At 61.5% G+C, this 17,287-nt stretch carries 18 protein-coding genes and 3 pseudogenes; 10 read left to right on the forward strand and 11 right to left on the reverse strand.

From position 1 onward, the window contains the following. Positions 1-40: 40 nt before the first annotated feature. The 4 genes from ADT71_RS07775 to ADT71_RS07790 are packed head-to-tail and all read right to left on the reverse strand — an operon-like array spanning position 41 to position 2,852. Entirely contained in the window at positions 41-376 is a 336-nt protein-coding gene (locus ADT71_RS07775; RefSeq protein ID WP_054436066.1) for an SDR family NAD(P)-dependent oxidoreductase, read from the reverse strand. 31 nt (positions 377-407) lie between these two features. Next, positions 408-1,238, reverse strand: coding sequence for an alpha/beta fold hydrolase (locus ADT71_RS07780; RefSeq protein WP_054436067.1), 831 nt, complete (start codon positions 1,236-1,238; stop codon positions 408-410). A gap of 58 nt (positions 1,239-1,296) precedes the next feature. Then, positions 1,297-2,016 (reverse strand): hypothetical protein, encoded by a 720-nt coding sequence (locus ADT71_RS07785; protein WP_054436068.1) that lies wholly within the window; start codon positions 2,014-2,016, stop codon positions 1,297-1,299. An 11-nt stretch (positions 2,017-2,027) separates the two neighbouring features. Next, positions 2,028-2,852, reverse strand: a complete 825-nt coding sequence (locus tag ADT71_RS07790) for an alpha/beta fold hydrolase (RefSeq protein WP_054436069.1) — start codon at positions 2,850-2,852, stop codon at positions 2,028-2,030. A gap of 148 nt (positions 2,853-3,000) precedes the next feature. Here ADT71_RS07790 and ADT71_RS33235 point away from each other — a divergent pair, with 148 nt between their 5' ends. Together ADT71_RS33235 and ADT71_RS33240 are read left to right on the forward strand one after the other, a co-directional pair. Further along, a complete protein-coding gene (locus ADT71_RS33235; protein WP_231635709.1) occupies positions 3,001-3,462 on the forward strand; it encodes a DJ-1/PfpI family protein in 462 nt (153 codons plus the stop codon). After that, positions 3,459-3,941, forward strand: a complete 483-nt coding sequence (locus tag ADT71_RS33240; protein WP_231635710.1) for a GlxA family transcriptional regulator — start codon at positions 3,459-3,461, stop codon at positions 3,939-3,941. Before ADT71_RS33235 ends, ADT71_RS33240 begins: the two co-directional genes overlap by 4 nt. A gap of 59 nt (positions 3,942-4,000) precedes the next feature. Here the strand turns inward: ADT71_RS33240 and ADT71_RS07800 are convergent, their stop codons facing one another. From ADT71_RS07800 to ADT71_RS07810, 3 genes are all read right to left on the reverse strand, one after another. After that, positions 4,001-5,065, reverse strand: a complete 1,065-nt coding sequence (locus ADT71_RS07800) for a zinc-binding alcohol dehydrogenase family protein (protein WP_054436070.1) — start codon at positions 5,063-5,065, stop codon at positions 4,001-4,003. A 64-nt stretch (positions 5,066-5,129) separates the two neighbouring features. Beyond that, on the reverse strand, positions 5,130-5,849 hold the full coding sequence (locus tag ADT71_RS07805; RefSeq protein WP_054436071.1) for a hypothetical protein: 720 nt from the start codon (positions 5,847-5,849) through the stop codon (positions 5,130-5,132). Between the two features lie 707 nt (positions 5,850-6,556). Further along, complete coding sequence (locus ADT71_RS07810; protein WP_054436072.1) at positions 6,557-7,579, reverse strand: IS110 family transposase; 1,023 nt, start codon at positions 7,577-7,579, stop codon at positions 6,557-6,559. Between the two features lie 732 nt (positions 7,580-8,311). On the opposite strand from ADT71_RS07810, the gene bla reads away from it, so the two are divergent. Continuing rightward, positions 8,312-9,067: a subclass B3 metallo-beta-lactamase gene (bla, locus tag ADT71_RS30175; RefSeq protein WP_165913357.1), complete on the forward strand. Its 756-nt coding sequence runs from the start codon at positions 8,312-8,314 to the stop codon at positions 9,065-9,067. A 528-nt stretch (positions 9,068-9,595) separates the two neighbouring features. Here the strand turns inward: bla and ADT71_RS07815 are convergent. From ADT71_RS07815 to ADT71_RS30180, 3 genes and pseudogenes are all read right to left on the reverse strand, one after another. Next, entirely contained in the window at positions 9,596-9,997 is a 402-nt protein-coding gene (locus tag ADT71_RS07815; RefSeq protein ID WP_132470078.1) for a hypothetical protein, read from the reverse strand. 131 nt (positions 9,998-10,128) lie between these two features. Then, positions 10,129-11,662, reverse strand: a pseudogene (locus tag ADT71_RS07820) (transposase family protein). An 83-nt stretch (positions 11,663-11,745) separates the two neighbouring features. After that, positions 11,746-11,895 (reverse strand): annotated as a pseudogene (locus ADT71_RS30180) (LysR family transcriptional regulator); the annotation flags it as partial. A 96-nt stretch (positions 11,896-11,991) separates the two neighbouring features. Between ADT71_RS30180 and ADT71_RS07825 the strand changes: the two are divergent. The 7 genes and pseudogenes from ADT71_RS07825 (at position 11,992) to arsH (ending at position 16,536) form a co-directional block, all read left to right on the forward strand. Beyond that, positions 11,992-12,321 carry a nuclear transport factor 2 family protein gene (locus ADT71_RS07825; RefSeq protein ID WP_054436074.1) on the forward strand — a complete coding sequence of 110 codons (330 nt, stop codon included), beginning with the start codon at positions 11,992-11,994 and terminating at the stop codon, positions 12,319-12,321. Positions 12,322-12,433: 112 nt separating this feature from the next. Beyond that, the gene (locus tag ADT71_RS07830) at positions 12,434-13,105 is read left to right on the forward strand and encodes an SDR family oxidoreductase (protein ID WP_231635715.1); all 672 of its coding nucleotides are present in this window, start codon (positions 12,434-12,436) and stop codon (positions 13,103-13,105) included. A gap of 368 nt (positions 13,106-13,473) precedes the next feature. Then, positions 13,474-13,802: pseudogene (locus ADT71_RS07835) on the forward strand (ArsR/SmtB family transcription factor). Between the two features lie 10 nt (positions 13,803-13,812). After that, positions 13,813-14,226: an arsenate reductase (glutaredoxin) gene (gene arsC / locus ADT71_RS07840; RefSeq protein WP_054436075.1), complete on the forward strand. Its 414-nt coding sequence runs from the start codon at positions 13,813-13,815 to the stop codon at positions 14,224-14,226. Beyond that, complete coding sequence (locus ADT71_RS07845; RefSeq protein WP_054436076.1) at positions 14,223-14,759, forward strand: GNAT family N-acetyltransferase; 537 nt, start codon at positions 14,223-14,225, stop codon at positions 14,757-14,759. Before arsC ends, ADT71_RS07845 begins: the two co-directional genes overlap by 4 nt. A gap of 5 nt (positions 14,760-14,764) precedes the next feature. Next, positions 14,765-15,793, forward strand: a complete 1,029-nt coding sequence (arsB, locus tag ADT71_RS07850) for an ACR3 family arsenite efflux transporter (RefSeq protein WP_054436077.1) — start codon at positions 14,765-14,767, stop codon at positions 15,791-15,793. After that, complete coding sequence (arsH, locus tag ADT71_RS07855; protein WP_054436078.1) at positions 15,790-16,536, forward strand: arsenical resistance protein ArsH; 747 nt, start codon at positions 15,790-15,792, stop codon at positions 16,534-16,536. The genes arsB and arsH overlap by 4 nt, the downstream gene beginning before the upstream one ends. A 286-nt stretch (positions 16,537-16,822) precedes the next feature. Here arsH and ADT71_RS07860 read toward each other — a convergent pair whose 3' ends face one another. Beyond that, positions 16,823-17,269 (reverse strand): carboxymuconolactone decarboxylase family protein, encoded by a 447-nt coding sequence (locus ADT71_RS07860; RefSeq protein ID WP_054436079.1) that lies wholly within the window; start codon positions 17,267-17,269, stop codon positions 16,823-16,825. Between the last annotated feature and the right edge of the window lie 18 nt (positions 17,270-17,287).

Genomic DNA, 17,287 nt, shown 5'->3' on the forward strand with positions numbered 1-17,287 from the left:
GAACTCCTCCCTTGGCACTGGAAGACCGCTCAGCAGCAGCTCACACAGGAAATCGCTGCCTGACTTCCTGCAGCTCCGCGTCAGCTAGCGGATGCGTACGGCGGAAAGGTCCAGGTTTACCGGCGCATCGACGGTCGCCGACGGCGAGGCGCTGCTCGATCTTGGTGACGTCACTGTCCAGCGTGAGGTCTGCCGGGATAATTTCGACGGCGACTCCGTTTTCGCTGCGGAGCCGCTCGCCTAGCTGCGCCATGCGCGCGAAATCGCACGCAACGAGGACGAGGTCGTGACCACGCTTCGCGAGACGGTCGGCATAGACTGCGCCAATCCCGGCCGATGCCCCGGTAACGAGAGCGACGCCCTTGGAACTGGTCATGAGATTTCTCCATTTCGATGAGGGCGATCGTTCAGCCCTGGATGAAGGCGAGCAGGTCGGGGTTGAGCACATCAGAGTGCGTGGTCAGCATGCCGTGGGGATACCCCTTGTAAACCTTGAGCTGACCATGCCTCAACAGCCTGATCGACAGCTCCGCGGCGGCCGCAATCGGCACGACCTGGTCATCATCGCCATGCATCACCAGCGTAGGCACATCGATCGCCCGGAGATCCTGCGTGAAGTCGGTCTCGGAAAAGACGGCGATGCAGTCGTAATGTGCCTTGGCTCCGCCGATCATGCCCTGCCGCCACCAGTTCTGGATCGTGCCCGGATAGAGTTTCGCGCCCGGACGGTTGAAGCCATAAAAGGGACCGCTCGCCACATCGAGATAAAACTGCGCTCGGTTGGCGGCGAGCGCCTCGCGGAAACCGTCGAACACCGCCATCGGGGTGCCGCTCGGATTCTTCTCGGACTGCACCATGATCGGCGGCACCGCACCGACGAGCACCGCCTTGGCGACACGGCCAGGCTTGGCGCGGGCGACATAGCGCGCTGCCTCGCCGCCGCCGGTCGAATGGCCGATATGGACTGCGTCCTTGAGATCGAGATGGTCGGTGAGCGCCACGACATCGGCGACATAGGTGTCCATGTCATTGCCGGTGTCGGTCTGGGTCGAGCGGCCATGCCCACGCCGGTCATGGGCGATCACGCGATAGCCGTGGGACAGGAAGAACAGCATCTGTGCGTCCCAGTCATCCGCACTGAGCGGCCAGCCATGGTGGAAGACGATCGGCTGTGCGTGCGTGGGACCCCAGTCCTTGTAGAAAATCTCGGTGCCGTCCGCGAGTTTGAGAGTGGGCATGAAAGAAACTCCAGTTTCGAATGTGTCGGATGATGGCGGGTCGCCTTGGCGAGCAGCGTCACTCAAATCGATAATCCGAAAGATCCACCCCGACGATGAGGGGCTTGGCGGCGGGTGTGTTGTCCGGATTGCGCGGATAAACCCGAAACTTGGAGGGCAGCACGATACCCTCGACCACTACTGGTTCGAGAAGATAGCGCGCTGCCGCGTTATCGCCCTGGATCTCGACCTCATAGTCGTGGCGACGCACCAGGCCATCTGGACCGATGTATAAGGTCTGCTCGCTGCTGTGGGTGGCGATGGTCGCGGGAAAGGTCACCCGCAGGCGGCGCCAGGTTTCGCCTTGCTCCAACCAGGGCGCAATCTCCTCCGCCACGACGCCCGGCTGCGCGAGGATGAAGGGCGAGGTCAGGTAGGTCCACATCGCATAGCCCGAGAAATAGGCGAGTTGCGGATCGCTCCAATGCGTCTCCATCGCGAATCCCGCAAAGCTTGCACGCGGCTGCGTGAGCCTCTCGATCACATCGCCTTCCGGCGTCTCGATCGTCACCTCGTCCGGCGTGAAACGCGATCGGTTATGCGTCGGGTGGAACGGCCAGTGGGAGACCTCCTCCTTTCGCAGGTTCACCCGCACTTCGGCGTGGGTAAGCGTGTCCGGCCGGCCCTTCAGATCCCAGAGAATGCCGAACTGGTGGAGCCTGGCTGTCAGGAAGGAAAACCGCCGGAACCGCTCAAGGCCACCATGAGCTTCGATCACCTGCTGCTGAAGATCGCGCATCTGTTTTCTCCTCACGCGTCCAGAAAGGTTCGGCAATGGGCGACGAACGTCTCGGGGTATTGGAACAGCGCGCCATGGCCAGAGTCCGGATAAAGGACGAGTTGCGCGTTCTTCATCGCCTTGAACATGGTGTAGGCATTGATGCTGGGAAACATCGTGTCGTCGCTGCCATGTACGATGAGCGCGGGGTGCCCGATGGCGCGCAGCGCCATATCGCCTTCATCCCTCGCGGCGCACCAGCCGATTATCGCCTTCGCCTGCGGCTCGCTGACATCGTCACCGCTGTCCGGGTCACGGTCCTGCGTGCGCGCGGTTGCCCGGGTGACGAATGCCTTGCCCGCGCGCTGACTTTCTTCGGAGGGCGTGAAGAACAAGGGCAGGCGCACATCCGGCGCGTCCTTCGCAAACGCGTCCTCCACGACGGCGAGCAGATGTTCCTCGCCGCCTCGCGGCGCCGCGCCGGCGATGATGATCTTGCGGATCAATCCGGGGTGCTGCCCGGCGAGGACCTGAGCGAGCATGCCGCCGAGGGAGAAGCCGAGAAGATCGACCTTGGAGAGGCCAAGCCCGCGTATGAACGTCTCGGCATCCGCCGCCATCTGCTCCACGCTGTCGGGTGTTGTTCCCGTCGAGGTGCCGATGCCGCGGTTGTCGAAGACGATGACGGGCCGCGTCTCGGCGAGACTGTTAACAACGGCCGGGTCCCAGGCATCCATCGTCCCGGTAAAATGCTGCATCAGAACGAGCGGCGTTCCGGCGGTGGAGCCGAGGCGCCGGTAAGCGTAGCGTACGCCGTCGGCGTCGAGATGATCGGTCCTTGCGGTTTCGAGTGACATGCGGTTTCCTGTGACTGACAACTGAGGGATGGCTATCAGGGGCGTTGCGGCGCCGAGAGGACGCAGATGCCATCATTCCGGCCATGGGCATGGCGAGCCACCGCCGAAGCACCTATTTTCCGGCGGAGACAAAGTTTTCGGAGAAAGCATGAAGATCGGCCTCGTCCTGTGCCCCGGTTTCCAACCCGTCTGCTTCGGAGCCGTCGCGGCGTTCGACGTGGCCAATAAGCAAGCCGGCAAGACGCTCTACGACATGCGCGTGCTCTCGGAGGAAGGCGGACTGGTCGCCTCCACATCCGGCATGCAGGTCATGACGGAAGCGCTCGATGACACGCCCTACGACACGCTGATCGTCGCTGCGGGCCTGGAGATTCCAACATCCTCGCCGGGTCTCGTTCGTCTCCTTCGCGCCGCCGCGCTTGACGCCCGCCGCGTCGCGGCGATCTGCCTCGGCTCGTTCATCCTCGGAGACGCCGGCCTGTTGAACGGCCGCGCGCCACGACGCACTGGCGTTACGCCCAGACTCTGCAGGACCGGTTTCCGGGCTGCCAGGTCGACATGGACAAGATCTACGTCGCGGACGGCCCGATCTGGACATCGGCCGGCATGACGGCGGGAACCGACCTCGTCGTCGGCCTTATCGAGCGCGACCATGGAGTCGAGGTCGCCCGCTCGGTCGCGAAGGGCATGGTGATGTACCATCGCCGCCCGGGCGGACAGTCGCAGCATTCCACATTGCTTGACCTCGGCGCCAACGAGGACAGGGTCCAGCGCGCGCTGAACTTCGCCCGACAGAACCTCGCCCAAAGCCTGACGATCGACGATCTTGCCGAGGCGGCCTGCCTCAGCTCGCGACAGTTCACGCGGCTCTTTCGCGCGGAAACCGGCACGACGCCGGCCAAGGCGATCGAGGCGCTGCGACTCGAGGCCGCGAAGCTGATGCTGGAGCAGAGCCGGTTGCCGATCGAGGTCATCGCCCGCGAGGTGGGATTTGCCAATCGGGAGCGGATGCGTATCGCGTTTGCGCGAGTGCATGGCGAGGTTCCGAGGGCGATTCGCAATGATGCCGGGCCGCTCGCCGCCCTCTAGCCCCCGTGCCGAGAAGTACCGATTCCAGTGCGCGATGGACGTGCCCGCAGCCTTGGCTACTATCTGCGGCATTCGGGCGGCACTTTTTCCCGCCAGCCCGCGCCGGGGGCCGGCCAGCCTGCGAGCACGATCTTGCCCTTCGCACGTCCGCTTTCGATCAGGGCATGGGCGCGGCGCAGGTTTTCGGCCGAGATGGTCCCGAAAATGTCAGCCAGGGTGGTCTTCAGCGTTCCGGCATCGACCCGCCTCGACACCTCGTCGAGCAGCGCCCCTTGCTTCGCGATGTCGGCCGTAGCGAACATCGAACGAGTGAACATAAACTCCCAGTGCGTTGACACGCTCTTCACCTTGAATAGCGACACGTCCAGCGACGCTGGGTCATCGATCAGGGCGAAACGGCCCTGCGGCGCGATGAGCTTAGCGATCTCAATAAGATGTTGATCGGTGTTGGTGGTCGAGAACACGAAAGCCGGCTGTCCGATCCCAAGCCGTTCGATTTCCGCCGAGAGCGGCTTTGAATGGTCGATGACATGGTGCGCGCCGAGGCCGCGGCTCCATTCGGCTGTTTCCGGGCGCGAAGCCGTCGTGATAACCGTGATATCGGTGAGCTTGCGGGCGAGCTGCGTCGTGATCGATCCAACTCCGCCGGCGCCGCCGATGATCAGGAGCGCGTTCGCGGCGCCCGGCACGGCCTTGCGGATGTCGAGCCGGTCGAACAGGACCTCCCAGGCCGTGATGGCGGTTAGCGGCAGGGCGGCGGCCTCCGCGAAGCTAAGCGAGGCGGGCTTTTTGCCAACGATCCGCTCATCCACCAGGTGGAGTTCGGCGTTCGTTCCCGTACGGCCAAGCGCCCCGGCGTAGAACACGGTGTCGCCCGGCGCGAATAGGGTCGCTTCCGGCCCTACCGCCTCGACGGTGCCGGCGGCATCCCAGCCGAGCACCTTCCAGGACTCCGGTTCCGCCGGAGGCCGCATCCGCATCTTGGTGTCAACCGGGTTCACGGATATGGCTTCGATCCGCACGAGAATGTCTCGACCTACAGGGTCTGGCCGTGGCAGATCGATGTCCGCGAGGGAGGCTGGATCGCTGACCGGAAGGGAGGAGCGGAAACCGATAGCTTTCATAACTGTATACCTTGATCGAAGGGGCATGCACAGGGTCAGCCCCGCACTGTGCCAGAGCCGGCGGCTAGCCGAGGCGGATGTTTGAGAGGTCGATCGAGACGACGAGCGGATCGGTGCCGAAGCTGCCGTCCGGCTGGCGGGCATAGATCCGGCGCTTCGTCGGGAATTTGATACCCGAGACTTCCGCATAGTCTTCTATGATGTGAGCGCCGGGCGTGTTGCCGGCAATCTCGACATCGTAGTCGTGGCGCTTCAACAGTCCCTCAACGTCGAAATAGAGCGTCTGCACGGTGCTATGCGTTGCGATTTCCGCAGGAAATCGTACTGCCAGGCGGCGCCAGTCGCCGTCGTCGGTCGGCCAGGGCTCCAGTTCCTCTGTCTCGGTTCCCGGCCAGGCGAGCAGGAACGGCATGTTCAGATAGGTCCACATGGCGCAACCGGCGAAATAGGCGAGTTGCAACTCCGTCCACGGTGTTTGCAACGTATGGCCGGCGAAGCTTGCCCGCGGATCGAGCAGTTCTTCGAGCATTGTTCCGTCCTCAGCCTCCAGGGCGACGCGGCCCGGCTCGAAGCGAGAGCGTCGATTGTCGGCGCCGAAGGGTGCGTGCGAAGCCCACTGCTTCTTGAGGCCGACCGTGACGGTCGTCCGCTCGAGCGTCTGTGGCTGTCCCTTCAGCGGCCACAAAACGCCGCCCTGCACGAGATCGACAGAGACCTGCCCGAACTGCTGCCAACGCTCGAGGCCTCCATGCGCTTCGATGGCAAGGTCTTTAAGTCGTGTCATGATCTGCTCCCGGCGGACCTCGCGATAGCGAGGCTTCTGCTGCTAAAAGCTAGGCGGTCGATTGCGCCTGCTGAACGACTTAAATGCCTTGATTCAGGCCGCGGGCTTTGAACTGGCGAGGTCTTGTGTGCAAGGGAGCAGACTGGAGCCAGCGCCGATGCAATCAGACGGAGCGCGCAACATCTCAAGGAAACGGCCCAGTCTGATTGGAAAGAGCGAAAGGCTCGGTTGAAAGTTATGCTGCGATGAGCGAGCCAGGAAGCATCTGGTTACAGCGTAGAAACGGCGGTTCTCTATCCCGCCTGGTGTCATGCGGCAATCGGCGGGCCTGGCGGGCCAATAACGCTGCCGACAAACAGGTGATTTCCGGCATGGCCGGTTTGGGGAACGCGCCCTTGGACCTTGAGCGACTGCCTTGGGCGCGTCGCAGCCGGTTCCACCGTCGACCCTGTGTGGACGGCTCTCCGTTGGCAAGTGGCATATTGGGCTTTGCGCCGTTGGTTGGTGCGGCCATGTGTCCGGCCTATTGGTGCGGCACATATTACCGCTGGCCATAATGCCATTAGCGCGGCTCGGGTCCCGACCATTCTCGCGCACTCGAGGTGCTGGGTCGAAACATGGGTTTTCCCGATCCGGCGGTTTCAACCGACTTTGTGCATTAGCTCCTGTCCGCCCTTCCCAACATCGTAAGCGCTGAGCGCTATATTCTATGCAATCTGCGGTTCGCGATACCGTTCGCCGTTGGTCATCATCGCCCAGATCATGCGGGCATTCTTGTTGGCAAGCGCCACGGCGGCAACCTTCACCTTCTTTCGCGCGAGCAACTGCACGAGCCAAGGCCGCTTTGACTTATGGCGCTCAGCAAAGCGAATGACCGCGATGGCGCCGACGATGAGCATCTGGCGCAAATAACGATGTCCAGCCTTTGTGATGCCACCGAGGCGCTCCTTACCTCCGCTGGAGTTTTGTCGAGGTACCAGACCAATCCACGCTGCTAGGTCGCGGCCTGAGCGAAAGATCGAGGGATCTGGGACAGTCGCGACGATCGCGCTTGCCAATAATGGCCCCACGCCTGGTATCTCCATCAGCCGCCGGCCGATTTCCGTTTCTCGCGCACTTGCCATGATCCGGCGATCATTTTCGAGGATCTGCTCTTTCACAATGCGCAGTTGGGCTGCCAGCATGTCGAGGCAAGTCCGCACCTCTGCGGGCAGTCGGGCATCATTTGTATCAGCTACAATATCGAGAAGCTGGTCAATTCCATTCCTGCCGATCGGGGCGACGATGCCGAACTCCGCGATGTGCGCCCGCAAGGCGTTCGATAACTGGGTTCGCTGACGGTTGAGAATCAGGCGAACACGATGCAGCATCATGGCACTTTGTTGCTCTGGTGACTTGATCCCGACAAACCGCATGGTCGGCCGAGTTATTGCTTCGCAGATTGCCTCAGCGTCCGCCGCATCGTTCTTCCCGCGTTTGACGTACGGCTTCACATACTGCGCGGGCATCAGCTTTACATCATGACCCAGAGCGATGAGTTGACGCGCCCAGAAATGTGATGAGGCGCAAGCCTCGATTCCGATCAAGCAAGGCGGCAGTTTCGCGAAAAATTTCAGCAGGCGACTGCGCGTCAATCGCTGGCGCAATACCGCTACACCATCGGCATCCACACCGTGCACCTGGAACACGTTCTTCGCCAGGTCCAAACCAATCGTCGTGACTGTTCCCATCGTGGCTCTCCTTCCGGCTCATCCGCAGGTTATCTTGCGGGAGGGGTGGAGAGCCGTCCACGTCATCATTCTCGGACTCTCAGCGGTCATTTTTCGAGCCCCAGTTGCGGACCGGCAGCTTAGCAATTCTGGGTGCCTTGAACGGGCCGGTTGCTGACTGTCGCGTTTGGAGCGCAGATACAGAGATAGTTGCCGCTCAACTGCGTCGCCTGCCGACCAAAAGACGACTTTCCGACCCGGACCTTCGAACCTCCGCTCCCGACATTTCCGGTCGTTCGCAAGTTTGATAGCTGCTTGGCAGCAAGACGCCCATTGTCATCGGACAGCGGCTAATGTTCATCACTTGGAAGCTGTCCTTCGTCATGTCTGAGCAAACCCAGGTTCGTCCAATCCTGAGCTTGTGAAATTGCTGCGGTTCGTGCGTAATGCCCAACGCTGACCCGCGTCTGGTGTTTGGCCGCCGCTCGGGCAATAACAAGAAACGCTTCGTTCACACACCACAGAAAGTCATACGCACGAGATGCGTATCATGCGGAGGCATTCGTCCCGCGCGCATTCTACGGACGGGCCAGCGCGATGCCACTTCACCACCCTTTGATGGCTAGCTTCAGATGCTTTGCCAGGATGGGCGCGAATTCTGCGCTCGCCTTGGTGGTAAGTTCTGCTGCGCGAAGCGCAGATGCAAATCCGCCAGCTTCGCGCGCAGCCGACGCTCTTACTCGGCCTATTGCAGTGGATCTCGCCCCTCGCTGGCTTGTGCCTGCCGGGCCGATCAATATCTTCGGTTCGACTTGGCTGGTAGGTTTCACGCATTTGAATGTGGTGATGATTGTCACCGATGATGGACTAATCATGATCGATGCTGGACTTCCACAAGCCGCCCCACTTGTTGAGGCAAGTCTTAAATCGGCAGGCTTCAGCATTCAGGATGTAAAATACATTCTCAGCACCGAACCGCATTATGACCATGCCGGAGGAATAGCCGCTCTGGCCAGCGCCAGCGGGGCAAAAGTGATGGCCAGTGCTGCCGCCGCCCCGGTGCTGCGCGCCGGACGCAGCGGCGCCGAGGATCCCCAGCGCTCGTCGCTATTCACCTATCCATCTGTCAGCCGTGTGACTGTAGTACGTGATGGGCAGCGAATCCGGCTGGGCAACGTCGTTGTTACCGCACACGCGACACCTGGCCACACGCCCGGTAGCATGAGCTGGTCTTGGTCATCGTGTACCAGGTCAGCAGAGGGCGATGTTCATACCTGTACCGACATCGTCTTCGCTGCCAGCCTGAACTCACTGACCGATGGAACCTACAGATATTCAGAACATCCTGCAGTTGTACGCAAGTTTCACCAGTCTTTTGCAACCATGCGCATGCTCCCTTGTGACATCCTCATTACCGGTCACCCCGAGCATCCGGCGGGGAAGAAAAGCTGGCTAAGCTGCGCGGCGATCCGGATGGCTATCGCGCGCGCGGAGCATGCGAGGCTTTAGCTAACCGGTTCGACGCGTCGTTGACCCAGCGTCTAAGCGAGGAAAAATAATTGTCTAGGATAGCTCGGCTCGGGGCATTGTTGAGCGACTCCACCGCGGGAGCCTCTCCTTACTCTGCCGGTAAATCGCTCCACGTCGCCGATCGGTCGTTCCGCAATCGGCCAGGCATCTCGTCCGCTGGCTAGCCGGCTGCAGCCCGGCGAACGGCTGCTTGATCCGGAACCTACTGTTCGGGGTGGCGCTCGTAAACGGCAGTTTTGTCCCAGGAGCCGGCGGTTGATTCCAGCGAAACCTACCCTTTGTGGTCGTTCGGCAGGCAGTTTTTCGTTGCCAGGTCCGGACGGACCGCTTTCCCACTCTGGACGCCCAACTCTGGCCGGTAGGCGACAGTCCGGATTTGAGTTCGAACGTCGGCACAGCCGCCATTCGTGCGCTTCACCTACTGGCAGGCCCGGTCGCTCAGCGACATGATTTGGATCTTCACAACAGGATGGTCGACGTGGCTAAGTTTCATCCTCGGGAACTGCTCTAACGGAACAAAGCGCTGATGCCTAATGTGATTGCAACGCTCACGATTATACCTATCGACGCGTCGGTGAATGAGCGCAGGAACGACTGGTCGAGTTCCTGCCGAAACCAGCGAATCTGAACGACCCCATAAAACAAGAAGCCACTCAGAAGTGCAAAGACACCCGCGACCTGCACGTAGGGATGCGAGTGCCCCGCTGTGCTCACTCCACCGCTGAACAGAAGCGCGAACGGCGATATCGCATAGCATTGAGCGTAAAATGGCCCCTTCAGGCTGTCGCGGTCGAGATCGATTGAACTGCGGTGAACCTTACGGGTCGCGAGCACCAATGCGAATGAACTGAATAGAACCAGACGCAGCATGTAGCGCGACAAACTGGATGATGATTCGTGTTGCCTCACGAAGGAACGTTCCCGAACGGCGCGAGCGTTGCCTCACGTAATTGTTCCTTACAGGCCCTCGCGCATCATTGCCATTGCATGTGACGGATTGCCGTGCAGCTGAGCCGTAGGCGAGGCGGAACGGCAATCCGTCACATGGCCGTAAGGGTGGTTTCCGCGTCGACTGGCGCGGCGTTGGCCAGTCCGGAAGAGTGGTTGAACACCAGCGCGCGCGCGTGTTCGGTACGCCAGCCTTTCAGTCGGCGCTGGATAGTCCGCAGGAGGCCGTCTGGGTAGATGTCCGGCTGCTCGGCCTGCAATTTCTCCAGCAACTCCCGCCCGGTACGCCAAGGCTCGTCTTCGAACCAATCCCTCAACTGGTCGGTAACCTGAAGCAGTGGATCTGGCCGGCGCCGCTCTCGCTTGCGCGGCGTCTTATCAACCGCCGTGGGCCGCGCCTCACCATTCTGCCATAAAACTTTCAGGCTCGAGAGGAACGCCCCCAGCGGGTGGGGTGACGTTTCGGTTGGATCTGCCAAGACGACGGCGTCGCCAGGACCACCAGTTTCTGCTGCGCGGTGCGGATATCTCGCAGCAGTCGAACCGGATCCAGTCTGGCGGCGAGGTCCCGTAGCCGTTCGCGTGTCTGCTCGCTGGTCCGCGGGTCATCCATCAAACGCTGGAACGGGGTCGCGGGAGCGTGATAGCGCTTGTGGACTTTGGCGCCGTCGCGGCGCTTCTCCGCCAACTTGAATGAAGGCTGGAAGAAGTTCACGAACAGGCGGGCCGCTGCATACAACTCGGCCAGCAACCCAGCTGCTTCCAGCCCCTCGAACCGGCGATAGCGACCAGACGACGCACAACCGAACCGTTCTTCTGCTCGACCCAGGCCTGATCGTTCTTTCGGTAGGGGCGGCAGCGGGTAAAGGCAATTTCCGTCGCCGCGCAGTAGTCGCGCACGGTCTCATTGATAAACACGCTGTCATTATCGGAATCGAACCCCAACAACGGGAACGGCATCAGCTTGCGCACTTCCTTAAGTACCTCCACCAATAGCGTTTGCTCACGAACCAGTAGCGGAGCGCATTCGGTCCAGCCTGTCGCGATATCGGTCAACGTCAGCGTCCACGCCCAACTCCCTTTCGCCACCGGGCCGCTATGCGAAACAAGGTCGGCCTCCATATGTCCCGGCGCCGGATCTCCCCAGTCGCTGAATGTTCGGATCGGAACACTGCGCCTAAGTTCGGATCCTGCCACGCCGCGACGCCGGACCTTCTGACTGTTCCCTTTCGCAATGCGCAGAGCACGGTCGATCGTGGCCGGGCTCATCTGCAACAACCTTCCTTTGATCGCCGGCTCGAGATCAAGATGGCCATGGGCCTCCATCACCTCGATCAGAATCGGGATAAGCGGGCGCAGTCGCTTGCCGCACAGGCGGTCGCTGGCTTCCCACAACACGAGCAACGCTCCGCGCACCGCCTCGTTGTAAATCCTGCGCTCCGGTCGCGTCGTTTCCCTGATCAACGGCTCCGCCCGCAATAGTCGCATTGCATGCTTACGGTGGAAACCTGTGATCGCGACGAATTCGTCGAGAACCTTGCCCTTGGTCGCGCGATCAGCCGAGCGATACCGCTCGCCGACTGCTTCAATCAATTCCCTTCGCGTCGCCATGCTCACCTTCCGCATCGTTCCCTCCCGGCCAATGCCGGGAGCAGTTTAGATGAGGCAACGGCAGGTTTGCCGGGAGCGCTTCAGGCGAGGCAATGCGACAGTCGGACGCCAAGCTGCCCTTCCAACTTGCCGACGGCATTGCTTAGTGCGGTGGTGGAAAGCCCCAGTTCCAGCGCTGCCGCGCGGAACGATGCCCGCCGTGCTATAGCGAGCACAGCGTCAAATTCGATCAAACCGTGTTTCGACATTGTCCCGCCTTTCGCAACGCCACATGCCGGTTTAGCCCGATTATCACAATCATTGTGCGGCGCTAAATTCTCCTCGTCATCGCAAGGAGCGTAGCAATGCCGATCGAACTACCCAAACCCATCGCCGACTATGTCGCGGCCAACGCACGGCTCGATGCAGACGCCATGCTCAAGCCGTTTGCTGCTGACGCGGCTTTCCTGGATAATGGGAAGCGCTTTGAAGGCCACGACCAGATCCGGACCCTGTTCGAGGAAGAGGTCATCGCCGTGAAAGCCATCTTCACGCCGGATGCTATCCGCCGCGAAGACGGTCTGGTCGTCGTCGAAGGCCCCGCCCATGGCGACTTTCCCGGTAGTCCCATCCGCTTCACCTACTGCTTCGCGATCGAAGCCGATGCGATCAAGGCAGTGGAGGTCACGGCATGACGATCAAGGCTGATCGGACCGAGTTCGCAGGAAAGCGCGTACTCGTCAGCGGCGCACCAAAGGTGCGGGCAGCGCCACGGTAGACCGGTTTCTGGCCGGAGGCGCGCGCGTTATCACCGCCGCGCGCGGAACGCCGGAGCCCATCGACGGAGTGGAGTTCGTCCAGGCCGACCTCGCGACCCCGGAAGGCAGCAAGGCGCTGGCGGATGCTGCTCTCGAACGCCTGGGCGGCATTGACATTCTCGCGCATGTCATCGGCGGTTCGTCCGCGCCGGGCGGCGGCTTCGTTGCCTTGACCGATGAACACTGGCTTGCGGAATTGAGCCTCAACCTTCTGGCGACCGTCCGCCTCGATCGCCTGCTGGTGCCCAGGATGATCGAACAGGGTGCCGGCGCCGTGGTGCATGTCACGTCCATCCAGTCCGTGCTGCCATTGCCGGAATCGACGACAGCTTATGCCGCCGCCAAGGCCGCGCTCAGGACCTACAGCAAATCGCTCTCCAAGGAGCTTGGTCCCAAGGGTGTGCGGGTCAACGTCGTCTCCCCTGGCTGGATCATGACTGAGTCGACGGGCCGCTTCTTGGAGCGCCTGCAGGACACGAATGGCGGCACAATCGAGGATGCGAGGCAGTCAGTCCTTGAGGCTCTCGGCGGCATTCCAATCGGCCGCGGGGCGGAGCCTTCCGAAGTCGCCGACCTTATCGCCTATTTGGCTTCGGATCGCGCAGGGGCGATCCACGGCGCTGAATTTGTCATAGATGGCGGTACGGTCAGCACCGTGTGAGCTTGGGTCGGCATCCTCAGAATGGCGGTCGTGGGGCGCCGATTTCTGCCGTCGCGAGGATGCGAGCCGGAGGAGTGAGGCTGTGGCCTCTTGGATGGAATGGGCGCCTCACGCTAAGGGAGAACGTGAGCGTGCCCTTTCCCCGCCTATTCGGCGGCAGGCGACCCAAATTGGCCGTTCAAGGGGCGATTTTTGATACACAGAGCAGACGGTGAGGTTTTCCGTTCCAACCGCGCGTCAAGCCAATCTCGGAATGCCAGCTTCCATTTCGCAATTGGTCCCAAGCTGCCCTCAAGCCTGACGATTAAAGCATCGGCAATTATCGATGGCTTGTTGACTGGTTTGATTGCATCGGATAATTACGATGCATGGACACCAGCGATGCACTCTTGATACTCTCCGCTCTTGGCCATCATACGCGGCTCGATGCGTTCCGCCTGTTGATCCGACATGAGCTGATGGCCTGTCGACCGGCGAATTAGTAGATGCATCGGGACTGACCCAGAGCACGTTTTCGACGCATCTGGCCGTGATGGTGAAGGCCGGCCTGGTGGTTTCCGAGAAGCGTGGCCGCCAACAAATCCAGCGCGCCAACCTCGACGCGCTGCGCGGACTGATGATCTATCTGGCCAAGGATTGCTGCCAGGGGCGCGCCGCACTGTGCGAGCCGCTGCTGGCCGAACTGACCTGCTGCTGAAGAGGCAACAATGACCGATATCGTGATCTACCATAACCCGCTTTGCGGGACCTCTCGTAATGCCCTGGCCATGATCCGCAATGTGGGCATCGAGCCTCATGTCGTCGAGTACCTGAAGACGCCGCCAAGCCGCGCGCTGCTGATGGAACTCATCGCGCGGGCCGGCATCACCCCGCGCGCTCTGCTGCGCGAGAAGGGTACGCCTTATGCCGAACTGGGCCTCGGCGACGAGACCTTGACGGACGAGGCCCTGGTCGACGCAATGATAGAGCATCCCATCCTCATCAACAGGCCGCTTGTGGTGTCGCCGCTGGGCGTGAAGCTCTGCCGCCCTTCCGAAGAAGCGCTGGACCTCCTGCCCACCGAGCAGTGCGGCACTTTCGTCAAGGAAGACGGCGAAGTCGTCAAAGCGACCCGGCGATGACCCTTTCAGTTCGCCGCGCGACAGTCGACGACGCACAGGTCATCGCGGCCATCTATGCGCATCATGTCCTTCACGGCACGGCGACCTACGAAGTCGTGCCACCGACCGAGGACGAGACCATAGAGAAGATCTTGACGGTGACCGGCCGCGGCTGGCCGTTCCTTGCCGCCTGCGACGGTGATCAAGTGGTCGGCTATGCCTACGCCACGCAGTTCCGGGATCGCCCCGCCTACGCCTATGCCTGCGAGAACAGCATCTACGTGGCGCACGACCGGCGCGGCAGCGGCATTGGCAAGCTTTTGCTCAAGACATTGCTGAAGGCCGCTGACGCCTATGGCTTCCGCCAGATGGTCGCCGTTATCGGCGGCGGCGAACCGGCCTCGGTCGCGCTGCATGGCTCCTGCGGCTTTGAGCATGTCGGCCGCCTGACCGGCATGGGCTGGAAGGCTGGCCGCTGGCTCGACACGGTTTACATGCAGATCGCCTTGGGCGGTGGCACCGCGACCGCGCCTGTCCCTTCCGGGAAGGACTGACGACCATGTCGCTGTTCGAACGCTATCTCTCGCTGTGGGTGGCCTTGTGCATCGTAGTCGGGATCGGTCTCGGCCATTTGATCCCCGGCGCCTTCGAGGCGATCACATCGCTGGAGATCGCCAACGTCAACCTCGTGGTGGCGGGCCTGATCTGGCTCATGATCATCCCGATGCTGTTGCGGGTCGATTTCCGCGCGCTCCATAGCCTTCGGCAGCACTGGCGCGGCATCGGCGTCACCCTCGTGGTGAACTGGGCGATCAAACCGTTCTCGATGGCGCTGCTCGGCACGTTCTTCCTCGGCTATCTGTTCGCGCCGATGCTACCTCAAGGCGCATCGTCGTCCTACATTGCCGGGCTGATCCTGCTGGCTGCAGCGCCCTGCACAGCGATGGTTTTCGTCTGGTCCAACCTCGTCGACGGTGAGCCGAACTACACCTTGAGCCAGGTGGCGCTGAACGACCTGATCATGGTCGTTGCCTTCGCGCCGCTAGTGGGGCTGCTGCTGGGCGTGGCATCGATTACCGTGCCGTGGAACACGTTGGCGCTGTCGGTGGGGCTTTACATCGTCGTCCCGGTGGTCATCTCGCAACTGCTCCGCCGAGCCCTCCTTCGCGGCGGCGAGCAGCGGCTTCAGCGTTTCCTGTCAGCCATTGGCCCGATCAGCCTTGCCAGCTTGCTCCTGACTCTGGTGCTGCTGTTCGGCTTTCAGGGCGAGCAGATCATCCGGCAACCGCTGGTGATCGCGCTGATTGCCGTGCCGATCCTGTTTCAGGTCTATCTCAATGCCGGCATCGCCTATTGGCTCAGCCGCCGTTTCGGTGTGGCGTGGTGCGTCGCTGGCCCATCTGCACTGATTGGGGCCTCCAACTTCTTCGAACTGGCTGTGGCCACCGCCATCAGCCTCTTTGGCCTCAGTTCCGGCGCTGCACTGGCAACGGTCGTGGGCGTGCTAGTCGAGGTGCCGGTGATGCTGTCGATCGTCGCCTTGGTGAAGCGGACCCGCCCCTGGTACGAGAAAGGTATTTCCGCATGAGACTGCGCGAACTCGCCGCCCCCGATCATCTTCCTGCTTTGGACAAGGCTTTCGCACTGGCTCGTCCCGCCGCTGGCCTTGGCCCGGACCAACCGCCTCCGCGCATTCTGCTGCTCTACGGCTCGCTGCGGGAGCGCTCGTTTTCACGCCTCGCCGTGGAAGAGGCGGCGCGCCTGCTGCAATTCTTCGGCGCCGAGACGCGGATTTTCGATCCCAGCGATCTGCCGCTACCCGATCAGATAGCGGGAGACGATCACCCGGCAGTGCATGAGCTGCGCGAGCACGCGCTGTGGTCGGAAGGCATGGTCTGGTGCAGCCCCGAACGGCACGGCCAGATCAGCGGCATCATGAAGATGCAAATCGATCACCTCCCGCTCCAGATGCGCGGGATGCGGCCGACGCAGGGGCGAACGCTTGCAGTCATGCAGGTGTCCGGCGGCTCGCAATCGTTCAACGCCCTCAATTCGCTGCGCCTGCTAGGCCGGTGGATGCGGATGTTCACGATACCCAACCAGTCCTCGGTGGCGATGGCCTACAAGGAGTTCGACGAAGATGGCCGGATGCGGGCGTCGAGCTATTACGAGCGCATCGTCGATGTGATGGAGGAGCTGGTGCGCTTCACGGTGTTGATGCGACCGCATGCGGCGCAGCTAGTGGACCGCTACTCTGAACGGAAGGAGGCGGGTGCGCCTATCGACGCCACTGCGGACCTTTCTGCTAAAACCATAGCAGGCCAGTCCTGATTCCGCGGTCGACCCTTCCCGGTCATTCAGCGCCAGACTTGCAATCTCCACCTGCGGAACGTCAGCTATTGCGAGGCGGCCGGCCGAAGTAGTCTATTGCCTGGCGCCAAAGATATCCCATCCCAACTGGAACCTGTTGATCAAGCTTCTTTGACAAAACCTTGCTCGGAATGTGCGCCAATTGAGAGAAAATGGTGGAAGAGCGGCTTGCCTCCCACCATTTAACTTCTCGCGTTTCGATTAATCTGCTGTCAGTCAATGCGAAGACCTGAACCTTCCTTCAGGATCAGGGCTTTGCGGCGACGGGAAGGCGAAACGGCGCGCCGAGCCGATTGAAGGCATTCATAGCGGCAATCACTAATGTAAGATCGACGAGATCCTTCGCCTCAAACACCTCCGCGACTGCTGCATAAGCCTCATCCGATGCATGGGTTTCACTGAGGTTGGTCACTTCCTCGGCCCACGCCAGTGCGGCTCGATACTGGTCGCTGAAGAGATGAGGAACCTCGTCCCACACCGGCACCAGCACCACTTTGTCGATCGGCATGGTCTTGAGCAGATCGCGGGTATGCAGATCGATGCAGTGGGCGCAGCCGTTGATCTGGGATACGCGCAGGAAGACGAGGTGGATGAGCTCCTCCGGCAGGCTGGTGCCTTTGGTGATGTAGTGGTGGACGCCCATCAAGGCCTTTGCGCCGTCGGGAGCGATTTCAAACCAGTTCAGGCGGTTCATGACATATCCTTTCTATGT

The sequence above is a fragment of the Novosphingobium sp. ST904 genome (genome assembly GCF_001298105.1).
Taxonomy (GTDB): domain Bacteria; phylum Pseudomonadota; class Alphaproteobacteria; order Sphingomonadales; family Sphingomonadaceae; genus Novosphingobium.

What these genes read in the sequence shown, in the direction of transcription:
- ADT71_RS07785 (WP_054436068.1), bottom strand. Translation starts at nt 2,016, where the DNA reads ATGCGCGATCTTCAGCAGCAGGTGATCGAAGCTCATGGTGGCCTTGAG.
- ADT71_RS33240 (WP_231635710.1), top strand. Translation starts at nt 3,459, where the DNA reads ATGACGGCGGGAACCGACCTCGTCGTCGGCCTTATCGAGCGCGACCAT.
- arsB (WP_054436077.1), top strand. Translation starts at nt 14,765, where the DNA reads ATGTCGCTGTTCGAACGCTATCTCTCGCTGTGGGTGGCCTTGTGCATC.
- ADT71_RS07860 (WP_054436079.1), bottom strand. Translation starts at nt 17,269, where the DNA reads ATGAACCGCCTGAACTGGTTTGAAATCGCTCCCGACGGCGCAAAGGCC.
- ADT71_RS07790 (WP_054436069.1), bottom strand. Translation starts at nt 2,852, where the DNA reads ATGTCACTCGAAACCGCAAGGACCGATCATCTCGACGCCGACGGCGTA.
- ADT71_RS07780 (WP_054436067.1), bottom strand. Translation starts at nt 1,238, where the DNA reads ATGCCCACTCTCAAACTCGCGGACGGCACCGAGATTTTCTACAAGGAC.
- ADT71_RS07810 (WP_054436072.1), bottom strand. Translation starts at nt 7,579, where the DNA reads ATGGGAACAGTCACGACGATTGGTTTGGACCTGGCGAAGAACGTGTTC.
- arsC (WP_054436075.1), top strand. Translation starts at nt 13,813, where the DNA reads ATGACCGATATCGTGATCTACCATAACCCGCTTTGCGGGACCTCTCGT.
- ADT71_RS07800 (WP_054436070.1), bottom strand. Translation starts at nt 5,065, where the DNA reads ATGAAAGCTATCGGTTTCCGCTCCTCCCTTCCGGTCAGCGATCCAGCC.
- ADT71_RS07775 (WP_054436066.1), bottom strand. Translation starts at nt 376, where the DNA reads ATGACCAGTTCCAAGGGCGTCGCTCTCGTTACCGGGGCATCGGCCGGG.
- arsH (WP_054436078.1), top strand. Translation starts at nt 15,790, where the DNA reads ATGAGACTGCGCGAACTCGCCGCCCCCGATCATCTTCCTGCTTTGGAC.
- ADT71_RS07825 (WP_054436074.1), top strand. Translation starts at nt 11,992, where the DNA reads ATGCCGATCGAACTACCCAAACCCATCGCCGACTATGTCGCGGCCAAC.
- ADT71_RS07805 (WP_054436071.1), bottom strand. Translation starts at nt 5,849, where the DNA reads ATGACACGACTTAAAGACCTTGCCATCGAAGCGCATGGAGGCCTCGAG.
- ADT71_RS33235 (WP_231635709.1), top strand. Translation starts at nt 3,001, where the DNA reads ATGAAGATCGGCCTCGTCCTGTGCCCCGGTTTCCAACCCGTCTGCTTC.
- ADT71_RS07845 (WP_054436076.1), top strand. Translation starts at nt 14,223, where the DNA reads ATGACCCTTTCAGTTCGCCGCGCGACAGTCGACGACGCACAGGTCATC.